Source organism: Ruegeria haliotis (assembly GCF_013377785.1).
Classification (GTDB): domain Bacteria; phylum Pseudomonadota; class Alphaproteobacteria; order Rhodobacterales; family Rhodobacteraceae; genus Ruegeria; species Ruegeria haliotis.
The window spans coordinates 87,852-108,439 of record NZ_JABXWT010000014.1 but is presented as its reverse complement, the minus strand read 5'-3'; the positions used below and the strand labels follow the sequence as shown (position 1 = coordinate 108,439).

General features: G+C 55.8%; 18 protein-coding genes. 15 read left to right on the top strand and 3 right to left on the bottom strand.

The genetic code is table 11. The annotated features are described in order from the left end of the window. The first annotated feature begins 2 nt into the window (after window positions 1-2). The 8 genes from HW561_RS18505 (at window position 3) to HW561_RS18470 (ending at window position 7,523) form a co-directional block, all read left to right on the top strand. Entirely contained in the window at window positions 3-1,055 is a 1,053-nt protein-coding gene (locus tag HW561_RS18505) for an ester cyclase (protein WP_176866856.1), read from the top strand. Beyond that, window positions 1,055-1,819, top strand: coding sequence for an SDR family NAD(P)-dependent oxidoreductase (locus HW561_RS18500; protein WP_176866855.1), 765 nt, complete (start codon window positions 1,055-1,057; stop codon window positions 1,817-1,819). Before HW561_RS18505 ends, HW561_RS18500 begins: the two co-directional genes overlap by 1 nt. Continuing rightward, window positions 1,816-2,832: a LacI family DNA-binding transcriptional regulator gene (locus HW561_RS18495; RefSeq protein WP_176866871.1), complete on the top strand. Its 1,017-nt coding sequence runs from the start codon at window positions 1,816-1,818 to the stop codon at window positions 2,830-2,832. Before HW561_RS18500 ends, HW561_RS18495 begins: the two co-directional genes overlap by 4 nt. Next, window positions 2,829-3,800: a nuclear transport factor 2 family protein gene (locus tag HW561_RS18490; RefSeq protein ID WP_176866854.1), complete on the top strand. Its 972-nt coding sequence runs from the start codon at window positions 2,829-2,831 to the stop codon at window positions 3,798-3,800. The genes HW561_RS18495 and HW561_RS18490 overlap by 4 nt, the downstream gene beginning before the upstream one ends. Before the next feature lie 151 nt (window positions 3,801-3,951). Beyond that, window positions 3,952-4,914 carry a cupin domain-containing protein gene (locus HW561_RS18485; protein WP_176866853.1) on the top strand — a complete coding sequence of 321 codons (963 nt, stop codon included), beginning with the start codon at window positions 3,952-3,954 and terminating at the stop codon, window positions 4,912-4,914. An 85-nt stretch (window positions 4,915-4,999) separates the two neighbouring features. Further along, complete coding sequence (locus HW561_RS18480) at window positions 5,000-6,130, top strand: cobalamin-independent methionine synthase II family protein (RefSeq protein ID WP_176866852.1); 1,131 nt, start codon at window positions 5,000-5,002, stop codon at window positions 6,128-6,130. Beyond that, on the top strand, window positions 6,131-6,838 hold the full coding sequence (locus tag HW561_RS18475; RefSeq protein WP_176866851.1) for an alpha/beta fold hydrolase: 708 nt from the start codon (window positions 6,131-6,133) through the stop codon (window positions 6,836-6,838). It begins immediately after the preceding gene. Next, the gene (locus tag HW561_RS18470) at window positions 6,828-7,523 is read left to right on the top strand and encodes an RraA family protein (RefSeq protein WP_176866850.1); all 696 of its coding nucleotides are present in this window, start codon (window positions 6,828-6,830) and stop codon (window positions 7,521-7,523) included. The genes HW561_RS18475 and HW561_RS18470 overlap by 11 nt, the downstream gene beginning before the upstream one ends. Before the next feature lie 82 nt (window positions 7,524-7,605). Here the strand turns inward: HW561_RS18470 and HW561_RS18465 are convergent, their stop codons facing one another. Continuing rightward, the gene (locus HW561_RS18465) at window positions 7,606-9,024 is read right to left on the bottom strand and encodes an MFS transporter (protein ID WP_176866849.1); all 1,419 of its coding nucleotides are present in this window, start codon (window positions 9,022-9,024) and stop codon (window positions 7,606-7,608) included. A gap of 69 nt (window positions 9,025-9,093) precedes the next feature. Between HW561_RS18465 and HW561_RS18460 the strand changes: the two genes are divergently transcribed. After that, window positions 9,094-9,501 (top strand): helix-turn-helix domain-containing protein, encoded by a 408-nt coding sequence (locus HW561_RS18460; protein ID WP_176866848.1) that lies wholly within the window; start codon window positions 9,094-9,096, stop codon window positions 9,499-9,501. A gap of 257 nt (window positions 9,502-9,758) precedes the next feature. On the opposite strand, the gene HW561_RS18455 is transcribed toward HW561_RS18460, so the two are convergent. Further along, window positions 9,759-10,376 (bottom strand): TetR/AcrR family transcriptional regulator, encoded by a 618-nt coding sequence (locus HW561_RS18455; RefSeq protein ID WP_176866847.1) that lies wholly within the window; start codon window positions 10,374-10,376, stop codon window positions 9,759-9,761. A gap of 101 nt (window positions 10,377-10,477) precedes the next feature. Between HW561_RS18455 and HW561_RS18450 the strand changes: the two genes are divergently transcribed. The 4 genes from HW561_RS18450 to HW561_RS18435 are packed head-to-tail and all read left to right on the top strand — an operon-like array spanning window position 10,478 to window position 16,058. Next, window positions 10,478-11,626, top strand: coding sequence for an efflux RND transporter periplasmic adaptor subunit (locus tag HW561_RS18450; protein WP_176866846.1), 1,149 nt, complete (start codon window positions 10,478-10,480; stop codon window positions 11,624-11,626). 3 nt (window positions 11,627-11,629) lie between these two features. Beyond that, a complete protein-coding gene (locus tag HW561_RS18445) occupies window positions 11,630-14,758 on the top strand; it encodes an efflux RND transporter permease subunit (protein ID WP_176866845.1) in 3,129 nt (1,042 codons plus the stop codon). Continuing rightward, window positions 14,755-15,174 carry a DUF2141 domain-containing protein gene (locus tag HW561_RS18440; protein ID WP_176866844.1) on the top strand — a complete coding sequence of 140 codons (420 nt, stop codon included), beginning with the start codon at window positions 14,755-14,757 and terminating at the stop codon, window positions 15,172-15,174. The genes HW561_RS18445 and HW561_RS18440 overlap by 4 nt, the downstream gene beginning before the upstream one ends. Window positions 15,175-15,179: 5 nt before the next feature. After that, the gene (locus HW561_RS18435; protein ID WP_176866843.1) at window positions 15,180-16,058 is read left to right on the top strand and encodes an ABC transporter six-transmembrane domain-containing protein; all 879 of its coding nucleotides are present in this window, start codon (window positions 15,180-15,182) and stop codon (window positions 16,056-16,058) included. Window positions 16,059-16,255: 197 nt separating this feature from the next. Here HW561_RS18435 and HW561_RS18430 read toward each other — a convergent pair whose 3' ends face one another. Next, the gene (locus HW561_RS18430; RefSeq protein WP_176866842.1) at window positions 16,256-17,590 is read right to left on the bottom strand and encodes an aminotransferase-like domain-containing protein; all 1,335 of its coding nucleotides are present in this window, start codon (window positions 17,588-17,590) and stop codon (window positions 16,256-16,258) included. Between the two features lie 104 nt (window positions 17,591-17,694). On the opposite strand from HW561_RS18430, the gene HW561_RS18425 reads away from it, so the two are divergent. Further along, window positions 17,695-18,852, top strand: a complete 1,158-nt coding sequence (locus HW561_RS18425) for an MFS transporter (RefSeq protein ID WP_176866841.1) — start codon at window positions 17,695-17,697, stop codon at window positions 18,850-18,852. An 826-nt stretch (window positions 18,853-19,678) separates the two neighbouring features. After that, a complete protein-coding gene (locus HW561_RS18420; RefSeq protein ID WP_176866840.1) occupies window positions 19,679-20,440 on the top strand; it encodes a nuclear transport factor 2 family protein in 762 nt (253 codons plus the stop codon). Window positions 20,441-20,588 lie beyond the last annotated feature (148 nt).

Genomic DNA, 20,588 nt, shown 5'->3' with positions numbered 1-20,588 from the left:
AGATGCCCGCGCCCCACGACATGAACTGCGATTTGCTGACCCCGCTGCGGGCCGCCCTGTACAATTGGGATGATGTCAGTATTCGGAACGTGCTTGATACGTGTGCGACACCGGATGCAATCTTCCATTGCTGTCACCCGTTTGGGGATCAAATCGGCCCCGAGGCGTTCTTTCAAAACGTTCTTACCCCGTTGCGCGAGGCTTGGCCGGATGCAGAACGACGCGACTGGCTGGTCATGGCTGGTGAGGATGAGCACGACAATGAGTGGGTCGGCTGCGGCGGGCATTACGTAGGCACCTTTGCAGGGCCGCTGCTGGACATTCCGCCGTCCGGGCACTTCGTGCATATGCGGTTCCACGAGTACTATCGCATCGTGGATGGAAAGATCGCTGAGATGCAGATGATCTGGGACATTCCCGAAGTCATGATGCAGGTCGGCGCGTGGCCCATGGCACCGTCTTTGGGTGCTGAAATACTTGTCCCCGGACCAGCCTCAGCTGACGGTCTGTTGCGCGCCTCACGCGATCCTGCAGAAAGTAACACCAGCCGCGATCTGATTGTCGATATGCTGAACCATATGAAACGGCACCCGTCGCAAGGCGGACCCGAGGTGATGGAGATGTCGCGATTCTGGCACGAGTGTATGACCTGGTATGGTCCTGCCGGGATTGGCACGTGCCGGGGCATCCGGGGCTTTCGCAACTGGCACCAGATTCCGTTCCTGTCAGGCATGCCGGATCGTGGGCAACATCTGGATGAGATCACCTATCACTTCTTCGGCGATGGACCTTATGTGGCTGTCACTGGCTGGCCTGACATGATCCAGACAGTTACGGATGACGGGTGGATGGGTATCGCGCCCTCTGGCAAGCGGATCACCATGCGCAGTCTGGATTTCTGGAGAATTTCCGATGGTCGTATCCGTGAAAACTGGGTCATGGTCGATCTTCTGGATGCATACCGACAGTTGGGGGTGGACGTCTTCAGGCGATTGCGCGAATTCAATAAGGCCCGCGTTCCGGGGCGCGTGCCTTACCCTGTCGGAGATCCCTGATGAACTTACCCCCACCTCCATCTTTCCGCCTTGATGGCAAACGCGCGCTTGTCGCTGGTGCTTCGTCGGGAATTGGCCTTGCCTGCGCAACCGCATTGGCCAGCCACGGGGCAGAGGTGACACTGGCGGCCCGCCGGGCGGACAGGCTGTCCGAAATCGTCGAAGCATTCATTGCGAAAGGTTGGAGCGCCGACAGTTTAACGCTGGACGTGTCCGACATATCCGCGACCGAGACGGCGGTGGAGGCCAATGGCCTTTTCGACATTCTGATCAATTCCGCCGGACTTGCCCGACACTCTCCGGCGCTTGAAACCACCGAGGTCGATTTCGACGCTGTCAACGACCTGAACTTCAAAGGCGCCTACTTTCTGACCCGTGTCGTCGCGCGCGGACTGATCAAGGCGGGCAAACCGGGCAGCCTCATCAACATTACCAGCCAGATGGGCCAAGTCGGAGGGATTGACCGGGCGGTATATTGCGGCACCAAACACGCGGTCGAAGGCTTCACCAAGGCAATGGCTATTGAATGGGGGCAGCTCGGTATTCGCGTCAACACGATCGCGCCCACATTCATTCGAACGCCATTGGCGGAACAAACACTGGCCATTCCTGAACGCCGCGCATGGATTGAAGACAAGATCAAGCTGGGCCGTGTAGGTGAGTTGAGCGATATCACCGGAGCCGCTGTGTACCTCGCATCGGACGCTTCAAACCTTGTCACCGGCACCGCACTGCTGGTTGATGGCGGCTGGACGGCAGACTGATGGCGGATAAGGTCACATCCTTCGACGTTGCCCGCCAAGCGGGCGTCAGCCAATCAGCGGTCAGCCGTGTTTTTACGCCCGGTGCATCTGCCTCGGCGGCGACCCGAAGTAAGGTGATCAAGGCGGCCGAAGAACTGGGTTACCGCCCGAACACGCTGGCCCGTGCGATGATTACCGGCAAAAGTCGCGTGATCGGCGTGGTTGTGGCCTATCTGGAAAACCAGTTCTACCCGATGGCACTGGAACACCTTGATCACGCCCTGAAGGCACGCGGCTATCATATCATGCTGTTTATGGCCAAAAACGATGACAGCGTTGGCCAAATTGTCGAAGAACTAATGTCCTATCAGGTGGAAGGGATCATTACCGCCTCTGTCGCCATGTCGAATGACATCGCAAAACGATGCCATGACGCTGGCATCCCGGTGGTCTTGTTTAACCGGGGGCAAGATACCGGCAATCTGGCGCAGGTGACATCCGACAACGTCAAAGGCGGCCGCACCGTTGCTAACTTTCTGTTTGCCGGGGGGCATCGCAAGATTGCACATATTTCGGGCTGGCTTGAATCGTCCACCGGCCTCGACCGCATGCGTGGCTTTGTCGACGGGTTAGCGGAACACGGTATCGCACCTGTTGCCGTTGAAGATGGCAGATACAGCCAAAAAATCGCGTCAGAAATTACTCGCAGCCTGTGCGATTCACCAGATAGGCCAGATGCAATCTTTGTCGGCAATGACCACATGGCCTTTGCCGTTATGGACACATTGCGTTTTGAACTTGGGCTGTCGGTCCCGGATGACGTGAGTGTCATCGGTTATGACGATGTGCCCATAGCTGCCTGGCCCGCATATGATCTTACCACGATACGACAGCCCATCAATCAGATGGTCAATGCAACTGTCGATGTGCTGCTTGCAAGAATTGAAAATGACGCCGCTTCAGAACGTATCCAGATTCCCGGCCCCCTCAAAATCCGAGGGTCGGCGAAAAAACCGAAAGGCTTCACCCGATGACATATGCCGAGAAGTGGAAAGATTTTCCGGACTACATCATAGGCATCACCAAAGAGATTTGGGAGGGTCGCGGAACCGAAACGCTCAACCGTTATTACGCGCCCGATATTCCGGTGCGCACGCCAATGGGTATCAGTCGCGGCAATCAGGGTGTTATCGCGGCGACCATGGCGACCTGTCATGAATTCCCTGACCGTCAATTGCTGGCCGAGGATGTAATCTGGTCCGAGTCCGAAGAACACGGGCACTTGTCTTCGCACCGATTGCTGACGACGGCCACACACTTGCAGGACGGGCAATTCGGCAAGGCCAGCGGCAAGAAATGGACCGTTCGTGTGATCGCCGATTGCGCCGCCAAAGGCGAAACGATCTATGACGAATGGTTGGTGCGGGACTACGGCGGCCTCGTGCGCCAGTTGGGGCTGGAACCCGAAGAATACACACGTGACCTAATTGCGGCTGAAGGTGGTCCGGAACTCGCAACTGCACCGTTTACGCCCGAAATCGACTTGGATGGCGGGTATCACGGGTCCGGTAATGACAACGAATGGGGTGCGGGTTACGCCGACACTCTGACCCGGATCATGAATAAGGATTTCAATCACATCCTTGTAGACTATGACCGTGCTGTGATCGGCGAATACGCAAGCGGAAAACAAGCCATCGGACGCGAGGCCGCCTGTCAGTTTTGGGTTGGCTTGCGGTCATCCTTCCCAAACGCGCAATTCAAAATTCACCACCAAATTGGCATGGACGGGGGCATGATGTCCCCGCGCGCCGCGATCCGCTGGTCTCTGGACGGAACGCATGACGGCTGGGGTGCCTTTGGACGTCCGACAGGTGCAAAGGTGCATGTCATGGGAATGTCCCATGCCGAATTCGGCCCTTGGGGTTTGCGCCGGGAATTCAGCCTCTACGACGAGGTCGCGATCTGGAAGCAGATCCTGTTGCAGACCGGCGATACCTGAGTGGTCCGGGCAGTCTCATATCTGGATGCCAGTCAGGCCGCGCGACGCTTTCATGCGCATCGTGCCAGCGTGCGCGCACGGCGGCTGAACAATCGCCCTCCCGGGGACGGGGTTTGATCCCATCACCCCCCACTTCCAAGGAGATTAAACTATGAGCACTGTACAAGACCGCATCGTTCGCTACGGAGAGCTAAAACCCTGCAAGACTGCGTTCATCGACGCCCACACACCGGGATCGGACCAGAAAGAGAACTTTACCATCATCGGCGGCGGTGTATCGGAAAGCCCGGATCAGCACGTCCACATCACTGACAAGATCGGGTTCAACATCGGCGCGGCGGGCCAACCACCGAAATGCCGCAACTCATTGCACAGCCACACCACAGCCGAGGTGTTTTTTGTCGCCAAGGGGCGCTGGCGCTTTTTCTGGGGCCGTTATGGCACAGCCGGAGAGTTCATTGCCGAGGAGGGTGATATCTTCAACATCCCGACCGGGATCTTTCGCGGGTTCGAGAATGTAGGTCAGGACTACGGGATGATTATGGCCATTCTGGGCGGTGACGATGCGGGTGGCGGGGTGACATGGGCGCCTCAGGTCATCGAAGACGCACAGGCGCACGGGCTGATGCTGGGTGACAACGGTGTGCTGTATGACTCAAAAAAAGGGCACGAACTGCCGCACAACGTGCGCCCGATGCCTCTGTTGACCGAAGAGCAACTTAAGGGCTACCCAGAGGTGCCGGTCGAAGAGGTCGTGGGCAAGTACGTCGCCCGGTATTGGGACCTGATGGCGCTTTCGGCCAACAAACCCGCAGTGGTAATCGGCGAAAACGGCCTAATCAAAGACAAGCCGGGGTTTGAGGTCGACTTCCTTGGGCGCGGTTCTTGCGTTTCCAAGCCGGTGAAGGCGGTAACACCCGTCGTGTTGATGCCCGCCAGCGGCCATTGGAGCATCATCGTAGACGGGTACGAAACCACTCTGTCCAGTGGCGATACCGCGCTGGTTCTGCCCGGTGAAAGCTACAGTGCCGAGCCGTCGATGACCGGTCAGGCGGGTCTCTATCGCATTACCGCAACCGACGATCCGGCTGGAACCACCTGGACAGGGACCTGAACGTAATACGGTGGCCGGTTTAACACTGGCCGCCTCCCAACATCCAAAGCTGTGGTTTCCAAAAAAGACAAGGGAGAAGATCAAGATGACCCGTGTTCTGACAACCCATGTGGGCAGCCTGCCCCGCTCGCAAGATGTGGTAGATTTCATCTTCGCCCGCGAACGCGAAGAACCCTACGACGCGGCGGCGTTTGACGCCTGCATGACCATGGCGGTCTCGGACACTGTCAAAAAGCAAAAGGACGCCGGGATCGACATCGTGTCCGATGGCGAAACTTCCAAGATCAGCTATGCGACCTATGTGAAGGACCGTTATAGCGGCTTCTCCGGCGACAGCCCCCGAAATGCCCCTGCCGACCTGAAGATGTTCCCCAGCTTTCTACAGCGCATTGCGGACTCTGGTGGTACGCCGCAATATGTGCGCCCCATGTGCACCGGTGAGGTCCGTTCAAAAGGACAGGATGAGTTGCAAAAGGACATCGCCAATCTGAAATCGGCGATGACTGAACACGGAATTTCCCGTGGCTTTATGAATGCGGCCAGTCCCGGGGTTATCTCGCTGTTCCTGCAAAACGATTACTACAAATCGCGCGAGGCTTATCTTGCCGCGCTAGCCGACGCGATGAAAGAGGAATACGAAACGATCGTTGCTGCCGGTCTGGATCTGCAACTGGATTGCCCCGACCTCGCTCTGTCCCGGCACATGTTATTCACCGATCTCTCGGATGAGGAGTTCGTGAATGTGGCGCAGATGCATGTGGACGCGCTGAACCATGCACTCTCAGACGTACCACAAGACCGCGTACGGGTGCATATCTGCTGGGGCAATTACGAAGGTCCTCATCTGTGTGACATCCCGATGTCCAAGATGTTCGATACGCTGATGGCGACCAAATCCCGCTATGTTCTCTTCGAGACATCCAACCCCCGCCACGGTCACGAATGGTCCGTATTCCGTGACCGCAAGGCGGATATCCCCGAGGACAAGGTATTGGTACCTGGCGTCGTCGATACAACCACGAACTTTGTCGAACACCCCGAGTTGGTGGCGCAACGCCTGAAACGCTTCACCGACATCGTCGGAACCAAAAGGGTGATTGCCGGCAGCGATTGCGGCTTTGGTACGTTTGCCGGGTTCGGCGCGGTCGATCCGGCGATTGCATATGCCAAGCTGGCGGTTCTGTCTGAAGGCGCTGCATCCGTGCCGGGGGAATAGATGACGCCACTGATCCTGCTGCCGGGTATGATGTGCGATGCACGGCTGTTCGCATCACAAACCGAGGCATTATCTTCAGAGCGACCCGTGTTCGTCCCCACCTTGTCCGGCAGCAACACGATGGAAAGGCTTGCGACCGAGGTCCTGAAAAATGCGCCTGAGCGTTTCGCACTGGGCGGTCTTTCGATGGGTGGAATCGCGGCAATGGAGGTGCTGCGGCAGGCTCCTGACCGTGTTGCTGGACTGGCGCTGTTGGACACCAACCCGTCGGCCGAGACCGAAGAGATCCAAGCCCGCCGCGGCCCGCAGATGAAGCGCGCCCGCACCGGACAACTCGACAGCGTTATGCGAGACGAAATGAAGCCCAATTACCTCAGCGACGGCGAAAACCGGGCTGCAATTCTGGAACTGTGCATGAATATGGCACTGGAACTGGGCCCCGACGTGTTTTGCGAACAGTCCATCGCGCTGCGAGACAGGCCAGACCAGAGCGAAACCTTGCGCCATTTCAACAAACCGGCGCTAGTGCTGTGCGGACGGGAAGACAAGCTCTGCCCGATTTCCCGACATGAATTGATGCACAAACTGCTACCGCGATCGGAACTGGTGATCATCGACGGTGCAGGACATCTGCCAACACTTGAAAAACCCCATGAGACCACACACGCCCTGCGCCGCTGGCTGAAGGAGATTGACGATGAACGATGATCTACTGGCGCTTTTGAAATCTGTTGATACACCAACCGTCTGCAACGCAATCGAGGTAGCTCAAGGCAGTCGTGGCTTCGACCGTTTCACACGCGGTACCGTGCTGTGTAGTGACCCGGATGCGGGCGCGATCGTCGGCTATGCCCGAACCGCCAAGATTGCGGCGGCCGATCCGCCCTCGGAACCGCCTGACATCCTCAAGATGCGTCGCATGGACTATTACCGTCATATGGCCAAAGGTCCGCGCCCTGGTATTGCCGTTGTCGAAGACGTGGACGGCAAAAACGCCGTAGGCGCCTTTTGGGGCGAGATCAATACGACCATCCACAAGGGATTTGGCCTGTCTGGTGCACTTACAAATGGCGTCATGCGGGACCTTGGAGATTTACCCGAGGGTTTTCCGGTGATCGCCGGTTCAGTCGGCCCCAGTCATGCCTTCGTCCATGTGCGCGAGATCGGGACCCCGGTTACCGTATTCGGATTGGAGGTCGCAGACGGCGATCTGATCCATGTCGACCGACATGGCGCTCTGGTGATCCCGCAGGAGGATATCCCTGAACTTTCTGACGCAATCCGCACGCTCCTGGACACCGAGAAACTGGTACTTGAACCCGCCCGCGCCGAAGGTTTCGATTTCGCCGCCTTCGAAGACGCGTGGGCGGTCTTTGAAAAGGCCCGGACCTGAAAACAGATCTCGATCCCCATTACAGAACATCCGCGCGCCAGCAAACGTCCCCAGGCCGCTTTCACGGTGTGCAATCCAATTGTCACTCTGCTGGATTGGTTGCTTTGTTAGCGTGCCCGGTTTGGCCGTAGATCGCCAATCCCAAAGTAAGTAGGGCCAAGACCGCAGCGGCCGTGAAGGTCATCGAAAAGGCATGTGCAACATCCGCAACAGAAGCTTTCGCGGTACCTTCTTCCCCGACAATGGCAACAAACAGCGTAGGCATGGCAGAAGCTCCCGTCATCAAGCCAAGGTTCCGCGAAAGACCGAGCAAACCGGAGAGACGGCCCCGCTGTTCCTTAGAGGCGTCAACCAGAACTGCCGTGTTGTTCGCAGCAAGAAACAATTGAAAGGCTGGCGTCAGGGTGAAGAGCGCGGCCACATATCCGCCAACTCCGAAATATCGTGGCAGGAAGGCCAGACACAGTAAACCGACCACAGTCTGTCCAAGGCCGATGATCATCGCTCGATTTGCACCAATGCGGTCCGTTAGCCGACCCGCCGGAACACCAAAGAGTGCGGCAACCACTGGCCCAACTGCCATGACCAATCCAATGAGCGCCTCGTTCAACCCCAACGAAAAGGCCAGAAAGAACGGGCCAACAATCAGGGTGGACATCATGACAGTGCTGACAGTTAGATTCATGGCAAACCCGATGCCCGTCCTGCGGTCCAGAAGCAAAGTCATTGGCACCAGCGGCGAGGCGACACGGGTTTCGATGATCACAAACAGGGCGATCGCTGTCAGAGCACAGGAAAACAGCACGCCTGATGACACAGGGATACCAGCCGCTCCGCCACTGGTTGCCAGCGCATAAGCAGCAAGCGCGATCATCAACACAAACGTTCCTGGAAAATCCAAGTCCTTGGCCGAGGCGGCCCGCCGTTCTGAATTGCAAGTGATGGAGATGACGGACAGAACAAGCGTGACACAAGCGAATCCGGCAAGGAGCCAGAACGCCATGCGCCAGTTACCCAAGGCCAGTAGCACACCACCCAGCGACGGACCTAATGCTGTCCCGGCGGCAGAGGTCGTCCCAAGCAACCCCATCGCCGTGCCAAGCTGCCGTGTCGGGACGAGATCACGTGCGATAGACATCGGAAGTGCGATCAGGATCGCTCCGCCAAACCCCTGAAGCGCGCGACCAGCAATCAACAGGCTTAGGCTCGGGGCTGCCGCGCTCAGAATCGACGCTGCAATAAAAACGACGAGACCGGAAATCAGGACGCGGCGATGACCGAAGAGATCACCCAGCCGCCCGGCCGAGACGATTGTGATGGTCACGGACGCGAGATAGGCCAATACCACCCACTGTACGTCCGACACTGTCGCCGAAAAACTGCGTGTCAAGGTTGGAAGCAGTACCGCCGCAATACTGATGCCCATTGAGGCTGTCAGTGTTGCTGCGGCGAGAGTGATCAGGATGAGAATGGGCGTTTGGGTCTGTTCCGTATCAGTCATGGTGAATTCTCTTGTCTCGTGCATCAGTGGAGAGTTACTCTGCCACTTCAAGTCAACTTGAGGTCAACCATGAAACTCCTTGATATCGGTATTCTGTCAGAATTGAGCGGTGCCCCCCCCTCGACGTTGCGCTATTATGAGGAAATCGGGCTGATCCAGTCGGTCGCGCGAAATGGGTTACGGCGACAATTCGATACGCTTGTAGTGACACAGCTCGCACTAATCTCGATGGGGAAAATGGCGGGGTTCTCGCTTGCTGACATCAAGGGCATGTTCGCCAAAGATGGAACGCCGCAATTGCCGCGCGCCGAGCTGCACCTGCGCGCAGATGCGCTTGATGAACAAATTCGTGACCTCACCAGACTACGTGATGCGCTCCGTCATGTGGCGGATTGTCCGGCAGAAACCCATATGGAATGCCCGAAATTCAAGCGCCTCATGGAGTTTGCGTCGCGCTCTGCCGGTGCCCGGAAGTGATGAGCCCCTACCGTTAGCCTAACAAAAGTCGCGGTTCACCTATCGGTCACAGACAATCTTTGCGGCTCGTGCGGTTACTTAATTGCGCGTGAAAGAAAAAACCGGTTTGAGATTTTGGCGAAGACGACCAGCCTAGATACGGTGCTTGAGATTTTCGCTTTGCTCACCGCGCCTCGCTTGTTGGCTAGTTGAATAAACAGGTCCCAAGAATTGCTCGACTAACCGGAGATATCGAAATCAGATGGCAGGAACCAAATTCATTGCCGTGGAAGCAACGAAGCCTGCACAAAATCCACAACGCTCCCGACAACTTTGCGCATCGGAACCTTTGAAAGCACGCTGCGATAGGCGCCGCCTTCCAGCACATCCAGGATCATTTGCGACACCTGCTCTGGGTCTGGAACGCGCCGCAGATCACCGTCTTCTATTCCCCGCCTCAACACAGCGGTGAGTGCATTGGTCAGCTCGTCACCGTTTTCAAGAAATAGCTGTGCGATATCCGGCTGACGGATCGCCTCGCTTGTGATTTCCAACGTGAGAATTACGTTTTCTGGCGCCGCCAAATACTTGCCGTAGGCTTTCAGGAACTTCTCCAGCACTTTCGGGGCGGGTGACTGCGCAGCCAGAATCTTCAGGAACGGCTCCATCTCCTGCCGTTCGAGCATCGCGATTTCGACCAACACGTCGTGCTTGCCCGGAAAATGATTGTAGAGATTGCCAAGACTGACCCCCGCGCGCGTCGCAATATCTCGCACGCCGGTCTGATGATAGCCACGTTCAAGAAAGCATATCACCGCCGCTTCCAGTATTTGATTGCGCCGTTTGGCCGTTGCCTTGTCCCTATTGGTTGCTGGTTTCTTTCCGGATTTTGTCATTTTACATTTCTATATTGAACGAACGATCGTTCATATTATATAACAACCAGTGCACAACTGCAAGGCTCGCTCGATTCGTTTCAGACGGGAAAGATCCAATAATGGCCGATAAATCCGCTAAATCACCACCAAAGCCGCTTCGCCGATGGCTGTGGATCTGCCTGGCTTTCTTGCTATTGATTGCAGTTGTCGTCTTGCTGTTCTCAGCAGAAGACACCGTCGATGTACAGACCTCTCAATCGCCGCTGCTACCGCCTAAGGTTTCTGTCATAACCGTCACTGCTAAATCCGCACGGGCACAGATTTCATCCTTTGCCGAAGTTCAGCCGCGATGGGATGCGGAGTTACGTTCCGCAATATCCGGGCGCATCACGACCGTGCATGACGCGGCTCTGGCCGGGGCGCAGGTTTCACGCGGCGATCCATTATTTTCGATCGAGAAAGCACCTTATGAAAGTGCGGTAGCCGATGCCCAAATGGGGCTTGAACAGGCGAGGCTAACCCTTTTACGGGCGCAGAACGATGTTACCGTTGCCCGTCGACAATTTGAGAGAGATAGGGTGGACCCTCCCAACGATCTGGCACTGCGATTGCCGCAACTGGGCATCGCGGAAAAGACTGTGGAGGCGGCACAATCGCGCTTGAACGCAGCACAAAGTGAATTGTCGGACACTGATGTGACCGCTCCGTTCTCGGGCTTTGTTACACGGCGTTTTGCCAGCCTGGGTCAGACTGTGACTCCGGGTGAGGCTTTGGTGCATCTGTCCGACGACCAGCAATTCGAACTCGTCGCTGAGTTCAGTCAGGCAGACTGGGCGCTGTTGGATCACCCCATATCGGGTGCTTTCGCAACTTTAATACATCGCTCTGATGAGCCATTGGGACAGGCACGGGTACGCCGAGGTGGCGGGTTTCTAGATCAAGACACGCGTCAGGTACGTGTTTTTCTGGAGATTGCAGAGCCGGATGACCGGATACTCGCCGGAGATTTTCTACAGGTTCAAATTGCAGGCCGGACGATTGCGGATACGTTGACTTTGCCGGAAAGCACCCTGACCCGCGCAGGCTATATATGGCTGATCAACATCGGCGATCGGTTGCAGCGAGTAACCCCAGAGATTTTGTTCAGAAACGACGGAACAATCACAATCTCAGCGCCAGAGGGCACCGGCCCATGGCGTGTCGCAAAAACTCCCTTGGCTTCGTTTCTGCCGGGTCAGCGGGTTACGCCGCAGTCAGATGAGGGCTGAACCATGCATGTGCTGACATCCTGGTTCATCCGCAATCCGGTCGCCGCCAACCTGATGATGGCGTTGATCCTGTTTCTTGGGGTGCAAACCCTGCTGAATATCCGCATCGAAGGCTTCCCGCGCATTCCGCCGGAAAGCGTGACTATCGCAATCGAATATCCTGATGCGACCGCCGAACAGGTTGACGAATTGGTCACTCAAAAGATCGAGCAGGCATTGGAAGGGGTGGAGGGTGTACGCAGCATCACTTCACGGTCGGAAAACGATTTCAGCTCGGTCACGATTCGACGGGCAGGTGGTGAGAAACTGCAGGCGGTTTTGGACCGCGTTCGTATTCGAATAGATGGCATGACCGACCTTCCAGACACAGCCCGCCGACCAGTAATCGAGGCATCGGGCTTCGACTTTCCGGCACTTTATCTGAACATCTACGGCGAGACGGACCCGGCCACGTTGCAGACCTTGGCACAACGGCTCAAAGAAGAGTTGCTTGCACAACCAGAGCTGTCTCGCCTGCAAATCTGGGGACTCATTCCGCGTGAGATGCGGATCGAGATCGATCCGGCAAGGTTGCGCCAATATGGCCTGACAGTTTCGGATGTCTCCAGGGCCATAGATGAGAACTCACTGACATCTCAAGCCGGTCGTCTTCGAACCGAAGATGGCACCATTTTTCTGCGGGCAGACAACAGGGCCAAATACGCTCCGGAATACGCAGCATTGCCGGTCGTCGAGCGCGAAGATGGGCCCTTTGTCTCGCTCGGGGATATCGCAACAATCGAAGATGGGTTTCTGGACGGAGAGTATCTGTTCCGCCTGAATGGCAATCCGACGGTCGGAATGGAAGTGCTTGTCGGACAAAAAGAAAACCTGCTGGACATCAGTAAAGTGGTTCATAGCACCGTCGATGATTTCAGCCGTCAGCTACCCGATCAGATCCAGATTGAGATCTGGGGCGACAGCGCCGGGTACATTTCGGATCGGCTTGCCTTGCTGCGGTCGAACGGGGTGCAGGGGCTATTACTTGTCACCCTCATGCTGTCGGTGTTTCTGAATGTGCGGCTGGCCTTCTGGGTCGCGATGGGCATTCCGGTTTCGGTGATGGGCGCCATCGCGGTTTCAGGAACGAAATGGATCGACTATTCTCTGAACGATGTCACCACCTTCGGCCTGATCATCGCGTTGGGTATACTGGTCGACGATGCGGTTGTGGTTGGCGAAAGCGTCTTCGAGGAACGCCGAAAGGGCGAAGACCCGATCAAGGATACTGAACGTGGTGTACACCACGTGGCCGTTGCCACCGTATTTGGCGTACTGACCACGATCGCGGCTTTCTTTCCTATGCTGCTGATGGACAATCCTCTGGGCAAAGTGCTGGCTGGATTTTCGGGCATTGTGATCCTGACGCTGATCTTTTCGCTCATCGAGAGCAAATTTATATTGCCTGCTCATCTGGCACGAGTCTCGATAGGACAAGAACGCCGCTATTTGCTGACCCGTATCTGGGGACGGATCCAGGATACGGCGCAAGGCGGGCTGCTTTGGGTCCGAGACCGTATCTATCAGCCAGTTCTAGTCTCAGCAGTGCGTCAACGCTACGCCGTGCTGATCCTGTTTCTCGCGGCGGCGATGTTGGGACTGGGCCTGATGTACAAAGGCAAAGTCAGGACGGTTTTCTTTCCTGAAGTCCCGGGCCAAATCATCACGATGAACCTCGAAATGGACGCCCGCGCGCCCTTCGCATTAACCCGTGCAAACGTGAACCGGATCGAGGCCGAGCTTAACAAACTTAACTCGGACCTTGCCAAAGACGCGGACATGACCCCCCTGCCCGTCCAAACCGTGTTCACGAATGTAAACAGCGCAGGTGACGCACAGATTTATGCCGAAATGATCCCTGTAGCCGATCGCCCGAACGTTCCGATCCTGAAGGTCGTTCGCGATTGGCGAGACAAAGTCGGTGAAGTCGAAGGTGCTACCGAATTGGAATTCACCGGATCAGAGGCTCTAGCTGGCGGGTTCCGCATCCGTTTGGTTTCAAAAGACGAAGACCTGTTGCGACAGGCCAGCGCAGAGATGCGGGCATTCTTATCCAACCTTGAAGGTGTGGCAAATGTTCGGGATGGCCTTGTGGGGGGGCAACCAGAGTTGAAACTGCGCCTGCGCTCGGATGCTCGTCACCTTGGGTTCAACGCCGAGACCTTGGCCAGACAAATCAGTTATGGGTTCGGCGGCTCCGAGGTGGCCAAGGTCATGCGCGACGGGTCCGAGGTCCGCGTCGTCGTTCAAAACGCACGAGAAAACAGCGATACTCTGGCCGATTTGATGCAGACCCAACTGCGCAGCGCCAACGGGGCATGGGTGCCGCTGGGCACCGTCGCGGATATCCAGAGCACTTACACATCTGGAGTCATAAACCGACGGGACGGCAAACGCATGAATGTGGTGGCCGCATCAATCGACCGCAATCTTGTCGCCCCGGAAGAGATTGGCCAGGCGGTGTTTGAACAACTCGCGCCTGAACTTCGCAGAAAATACCCGAGTGTGACCGTCCTACCGGCAGGTGAACTTGAGGAAATGTCGGACATCAGCGACGGGTTGAAGCGAGCTTTGCTATTGGCCGCTGTATTGATTTATGTGCTGATGGCCGTGCCGTTAAAAAGCTACTGGCAACCATTCGTCATTCTGGCCATCGTCCCATTTGGCTTTGTCGCGGCTGCGGTTGGGCATCTGATCATGGGTGTGTCGCTTTCTCTCTTTTCCTTTTTTGGCATGCTCGCGCTGACGGGTGTCATCGTGAATGACAGCCTAGTTATGATCACCCGTTACAATCAGGCCCGAGACGGCGGTCAACCTGTCGATGGTGCACTGCACAGCGCGGGTGTTGGACGGTTCAAAGCCATCTTTCTGACCACCGCGACAACGGTGATCGGATTGCTCCCCCTTCTGACCGAAACATCTGAACAAGCACAATACCTGATCCCCGCAGCGATCTCATTGGCGTTTGGGGAGCTTTTTGGCACCGCTCTGATGCTAGTGCTTGTCCCAGTGCTCATTGCGATTACCGAAGACGTCATCGCGCTTTTCAAACCTATCCCCCAACAACCGAAAACTCAAAGGAACACGGCATGATCCGGAACCTCCTATGCTCAGCGCTCGTCTCTTTAACACTTGCAACGCCCGCTCTAGCTGACGGTCTGAATGTAGTGATTGACGGTATTCGCAATTCCAAAGGGACCATCGTGATCCTCATCTTCGACGATGCCCGCGCCTATGACAACTTCGACGTCTGGAGCGCAATAGATTATGCAAAGGTCCCCTCGAAAAAAGGCGCGGTCAGTCATGCGTTCTCTGACCTGAATGCAGGCCCTTACGCGGTTTTGTTGTTTCACGATGAAAACAACGACGAAAACCTGAATATGACCGCAACACATCTTTTGGAGGGGCTCGGTTCTACTGGCGCACCGAGCCCTAAGGATGAACCGGATTTTGCAGCCGCCTCGGTCTGGCCCGGCGATGTGCGCATCCGTATCCACTACGATCAATAGCCATCATGTTGACGGATCGAAGCCTGACCATTCGCACGCTTCTGGGCGTTTTTCGCTGGCGCGTCGGGTTGACGTGGTTTCTGATCCTGTCTGAATCCGCGATCACCGTTATGATCCCATTGTTCATCGGCTTCGCCATCGATGGACTGCTGGATGGCGCCTTTCAGCCCTTTCTACATCTCGGCTTACTTATGGTGGGCTTGGTCCTGATCGGCGTAGTCCGACGGATATACGATACGCGAGTTTACGGAACCATCCGAGTTGAGATGGGCAAGGCTCTTGCGGCTCGGTTTTCCAACTTGCCAATATCATTGCTGAATGCGCGGATTGGCATGGGACGTGAATTGGCTGATTTTCTGGAAGACATGCTACCCACGGCCATTGCCGGTGTCATGCAGTTCGTGGTCTCAGCAATCTTGTTGTACTACTTCTCTCCAACGCTCGCCCTATCGGCCTGTATCGTTCTGTTCGGCATGATTTCCGTCTATGGCGTGTTTCACACGACTTTCTGGCGTTGGAACCGGGAGTTGAACGAACAAACGGAACAGCAGGTCCGGATACTCGAACAGCGCCGCGCCCGTCCTCTGCATGTTCATCTCAAAAGACTACGCCAGTTCGAGATGAGACTCTCGGATACCGAAGCTATTCTTTATGGCGCGATCTTTGTTTTGCTGATTGGTCTGGTTCTGTTCAACCTTTGGTTTGCAACGCAAAGTCTGAACGTCAGCCCTGGGGCAATCTTTTCGATTGTCAGCTATTCGTGGGAATTTGCTGAAGCAGCGCTGACCTTGCCGGTGAGTTTACAGTCCTGGTCTCGCCTGTCTGAAATCACGACACGTCTGGAAGGTAGACAGCCGAGAAATCACTTATCGAGGCCCCCGTAAAAAAAATCCCAGACTACACCAACAATTCAACGCGCGGACGATCCATTGCAGTCGTTGAGCGGACCAATCGGACGCTGCTGCGACCCGGCAATACGGGTTTTCGCTGCGCCCGCAAAGTCAGGTGGCAGGGGAATTCAAACACTACTCGACAAGGTGCCAGTTCGCTGAAGTTATCCCAAATGACAGCTTCAGGATTTCTATTCCACCTTTGCCATGCAGATCGCCTCACGCACTGTTTGCAATATGATTGGGAGATTAGCTTTCGCCACCCCACCAAAAGCAAGTCTGAGCGCCTGTGGTGTGGCGGCTGTTGTCGCAAATGGATCCGCCCCAGAGATTGTGATTTTCTGCACTTTCAAATGGGTAATGACCGAGTGGGCACGAATACCTTTTTCCAACGGCAACCAAGCAAATGCCGCATTGCGATGAGCCATAACGGGGCGCGAACCAAACGCACTACGGAAAATTGACTGACGCTCAGCCCCATCACGTCTACGATTTTCTTCTGATTTTGCAAGCGTGCCATCTTCGATCCACCCAGTGATCAGGCCGGAGATCAATGCCGGAGCATTCCAAGTTGTGGCACGGATCGCCTCTTGCAGGGGCGTGATGTGTTTCAGAGGCGCTATCACATATCCTAACCGTAATCCGGTAGCCAAGCTTTTGGAGAACCCACCAATGTGGACCGTCCGTTCAGGAGCCAATGACAGGAAGCTAGGCGGCGGATCGGGCTCCAGAAACGCGTACGTGGCATCCTCAATCAGGATCAAGTCATGCCTTCTGGCGACTTCCAGCAGACGTTTACGTGTCGGCTCATCCATCACCGATCCAAGTGGGCTTTGGACTGTGGGCATAAGATAGACAGCGCGGATATCCCGCTGGCAACACTGACGGTCCAGATCGTCAGGGTCCATTATACCAATTACGCCTTCGATCGGAGCTGGTTCTATCCCTCGCAAGGCAGCAGCGGATTTGAACCCAGGATAGGTCAGCGCATCGGTGGCGATTACATCGCCGTGTCGCAACAGTCCCAAACAGGTGATCGACAACCCGTGTTGCGCCCCGGATGTCACCAGCAAGCGCTGAGGGTCAAACGGACCAACAGTTGGCGCAAGGTGCTTGGCGATAATCTGACGTTCATGCATGCGCCCTCCATGGGGCTGATAGCGCAACATTGCCTCCAGATCCCCCGCCAATGCCAATCGCCGCAATCCAGCACGCAGCATGTCAGCGTCTGTGGCTTCTCCGGGCATGTTGAACACAAGATCTGTCACACCCTCTTCTGCGGTTTGGTGGACACCGAGCGTCATGGGCAAATTGGGATCACGAACAAACGTCCCACGGCCAGCCTCGCCTCGGACCAACCCCCGTTGTTCCAACAGCTTGTATACGCGCGTAGCTGTGGCGAGCGCGACGCCAGATTTCTCGGCGAAGTCCCGATGGGTTGGCAATTTGGAGCCGGGAGCCAGCTTGCCGTCTCGGATCGCGCTTGAAAGCATATCGGCAAGACGTTCGTAGCGGGGTTTCCTCATCGGAGTACCGTGATTGGCTGAACTGTTATTAGTACAATAGAAAAATTGTCATAAAGTGATCCTCGTGACATTTCGAACCTGAGTCAATCAATGAGGTTCGTTCGATGTCGCGTGTTGTCCCGTCTGCTTTACTGGCGCTATGCCTGTTCACCGTTACCTTCGCAGTGAATCTCCAGGCCCCGCTTTACGACGTATATGCTGCAGCAAGTAATGTCGGCGCGACAGCGGTGACAGTCGCATTTTCCGCCTATGTGGGCGGGCTGATGCCCACGTTGTTGCTGCTTGGTGGGTTGTCGGACAGGATCGGGCGGCGCATTCCCATTGCGTTAGCTCTGGTTTTGGGGTCGGTGGCAACGACATTGCTGGTTCAAGCCCCAAGTTGGACAAACCTTGTTGTGGCGCGGGTTCTGCTGGGCATTGGAACCGCTCTCGCCACGACATCCGGGACAGCGTATATGACCGAGATCCTCGGCATAAACCGTGCAAAGACTGCTGCATTGATGGTGACTTCGGCTACATCACTTGGTTTCGGAGGCGGCGCTTTGGCGACAGGCATTAGCCTGAAGGTACAAGGCCCCACGCTTTTGCCGACCAGCTATATCGTGCTGTTTGTGATCGCTCCGGTCTTGGCAATAATCGCACTGCGATTGCCCAAAGTGTTTCATTCCAAACCCGTATCCCTCTTGCGCCTTCCCGTTTTTCCAACCGGCACTTGGGTGTTCGGGGCGGCGATGGCTCTGGCTTGGTCCACGACAGGCATGACCATTTCCGTCGTGCCTCTCCAGCTCGCCGCAAATGATCTTGGAGGGTGGACAGGCCTCGTTATCTTCCTCGCTATATTCGTAGGTTTTCTGTGCCAACCCATCGCAAAACGCATGAGCAACACTCAAGCTCTGGCCTTGGGGTTCGTCCTGATACCGATGGGTTTCCTTGTCCTGCTTGCCGGAGTTTGGGCCGAAATGCTGATGCTGATTCTCGCTGGAACCTGCATCACGAGTGCGGCAAGCTATGGCTTCACATACCTTGCATCCTTGGCCGAGGTTTCGTTGCGCGCCGATGAAGACAGGGCACGGGCGACAGCGGGCATGCTCGCCTATGCATATTTCGGGTTTCCACTACCCGTGATTGCGAGCGGTGCATTGGCTGACCAGTTCGGGCTGTTATCCGCGATGGCAGTTTTCGCGACCGTTCAGGTCGCCGCCACACTGATGATTGTTACCGTCTGGAAGCGTCACCGCAATCAACGCATTGCCCATGCATGATCAGAGCAGCCTTTCAGGCAATGTACAGCATCCGCCAATAGTGGGATGTACAGGCTGCTTCACCCAGCAGGTTAGGCTCTTGTAGACCGAAAAAACTGAATTCCGTCATAGGCAGATGGAAGGAGCAACATGACCTGATACCCCTTTCAAAAACCAGAGACGGGATCGTTCTTTACCGGATGAGCTCTGCGGATGATTATACCTCAGGTTCGCACTGCTCAATTTGAGGCATGGGACTAAGTTGGGCGCTCTACGACCGCTCCGACACATGCGTGCAGCGGTCCAACCGAACCGGACCAAAAATGGTTGCAAAGAGAAGTGCAAATTCGCTGCACCTGATTCCAATGTTAGTTAAACTTTGCTTTTGCGCCGTGTATTTCCGAGAGGGGATTGCCAAAGTTTCTTTCAGGTCCGGGCTTTTTTCCAGCACAACATCGCCGTCTCTACTATGGTAAGCAGCTGTTCATGCAAGGTGCCCGACGTGCCAGGGTGGGAACCCTAGAATAACTGCATCAACATATTGACCCCGCGACACAGAGCTGGCGGCAGTCGGGGTATCTAGTCAGGTTTGGCAACGTCGCACGGAACGTCGTGGGGATGGAGTCAAAGCAGCGACCGGCGGAAGGCATTAGCCTTCATGAAAGGCGGGAGATTCCATTGTGACCGCTGTGAAGGCCCGGAGGTCTGCATCACCTTTGTTGATCTCGGCCGGTCGCGCTATCTGTACTTCCCGAAATAGTTCGCACCACTTAATCTACCATCTAAATCAGCGCACCAATCCAACCCGGGCATTGGCCGGACGGGTGCAAACAAGGAACCCCACGGCATGATGGCTAAAAAGGAATTGCTGCAAAAACTTCTGAAGGGTATCGAAACCGGAGATCCAGAGGCGGCCACGGTTGTTAACGAGGACACATACATCCAACACAACCCGCGCACAGGCGGGGGCAGCCTTGGTCTCGCCGAACTGTTTGCGCACCTCGCCAGTACGAATCCGCGCGTTACCTTTGTACGTGTCTTTGAGGATGGTGATTTCGCCTTCGCCCATAACGAATATGATTTCAACGGCGTAGAAGTGGCCTTTGAAGTGTTTCGGTTCGAAAATGGCAAGGCGGTCGAACACTGGGACAACATCCAGATGAGACAGCCACCCAACCCGTCGGGCCGGGGCATGCTCGATGGTGAAACGGCTATCACCGATTTGGACAAAACAGAAGTCAACCGGGCCCTGGTGACCACATTTGCGCAAAAGGTGCTTGTCGAACGGCGCCACGAGCTGTTGGAAACGTTCGCCGTTGACGACCTTGTCCAGCATGACCCGGAGATCCCTGACAGCAGTACGTCCCTTCGGGCTTCGCTTGAAGCTTTGCTGCCTGACGGCACGCCCCGGATCGCCTACCAGCACTTGCATCGCGTTCTTGCCGAAGGAAATTTTGTATTGTGCATGTGCGAAGGAAGCAAAAATGGCGTTCATTCGGGTTTGTATGATCTGTTCCGTGTGGCCGACGGCAAAATTGTGGAACACTGGAACACCGTCTCAGCGATTGCACCACGCCATGAATGGAAGAACGAGAACGGGAAATTCTGACATCGCAAAGTCAATCCGCAATCGTATTTTGTGACGGGCCTTTAACAAGGGCATGAACGTCAGTTTTGTCTACCGTCTGGCCGATTCAAGCGCTGCGTAGTATCATACAGTAGGTTTCCCCATCGTCATCGGCTGGTCATTGATACAT

Bases quoted from the DNA above. Each gene is read 5' to 3' on its own strand.
- HW561_RS18505 (WP_176866856.1), top strand. From the start codon at position 3: ATGCCCGCGCCCCACGACATGAACTGCGATTTGCTGACCCCGCTGCGG.
- HW561_RS18500 (WP_176866855.1), top strand. From the start codon at position 1,055: ATGAACTTACCCCCACCTCCATCTTTCCGCCTTGATGGCAAACGCGCG.
- HW561_RS18490 (WP_176866854.1), top strand. From the start codon at position 2,829: ATGACATATGCCGAGAAGTGGAAAGATTTTCCGGACTACATCATAGGC.
- HW561_RS18485 (WP_176866853.1), top strand. From the start codon at position 3,952: ATGAGCACTGTACAAGACCGCATCGTTCGCTACGGAGAGCTAAAACCC.
- HW561_RS18480 (WP_176866852.1), top strand. From the start codon at position 5,000: ATGACCCGTGTTCTGACAACCCATGTGGGCAGCCTGCCCCGCTCGCAA.
- HW561_RS18475 (WP_176866851.1), top strand. From the start codon at position 6,131: ATGACGCCACTGATCCTGCTGCCGGGTATGATGTGCGATGCACGGCTG.
- HW561_RS18470 (WP_176866850.1), top strand. From the start codon at position 6,828: ATGAACGATGATCTACTGGCGCTTTTGAAATCTGTTGATACACCAACC.
- HW561_RS18465 (WP_176866849.1), bottom strand. From the start codon at position 9,024: ATGACTGATACGGAACAGACCCAAACGCCCATTCTCATCCTGATCACT.
- HW561_RS18460 (WP_176866848.1), top strand. From the start codon at position 9,094: ATGAAACTCCTTGATATCGGTATTCTGTCAGAATTGAGCGGTGCCCCC.
- HW561_RS18455 (WP_176866847.1), bottom strand. From the start codon at position 10,376: ATGACAAAATCCGGAAAGAAACCAGCAACCAATAGGGACAAGGCAACG.
- HW561_RS18450 (WP_176866846.1), top strand. From the start codon at position 10,478: ATGGCCGATAAATCCGCTAAATCACCACCAAAGCCGCTTCGCCGATGG.
- HW561_RS18445 (WP_176866845.1), top strand. From the start codon at position 11,630: ATGCATGTGCTGACATCCTGGTTCATCCGCAATCCGGTCGCCGCCAAC.
- HW561_RS18440 (WP_176866844.1), top strand. From the start codon at position 14,755: ATGATCCGGAACCTCCTATGCTCAGCGCTCGTCTCTTTAACACTTGCA.
- HW561_RS18435 (WP_176866843.1), top strand. From the start codon at position 15,180: ATGTTGACGGATCGAAGCCTGACCATTCGCACGCTTCTGGGCGTTTTT.
- HW561_RS18430 (WP_176866842.1), bottom strand. From the start codon at position 17,590: ATGAGGAAACCCCGCTACGAACGTCTTGCCGATATGCTTTCAAGCGCG.
- HW561_RS18425 (WP_176866841.1), top strand. From the start codon at position 17,695: ATGTCGCGTGTTGTCCCGTCTGCTTTACTGGCGCTATGCCTGTTCACC.
- HW561_RS18420 (WP_176866840.1), top strand. From the start codon at position 19,679: ATGATGGCTAAAAAGGAATTGCTGCAAAAACTTCTGAAGGGTATCGAA.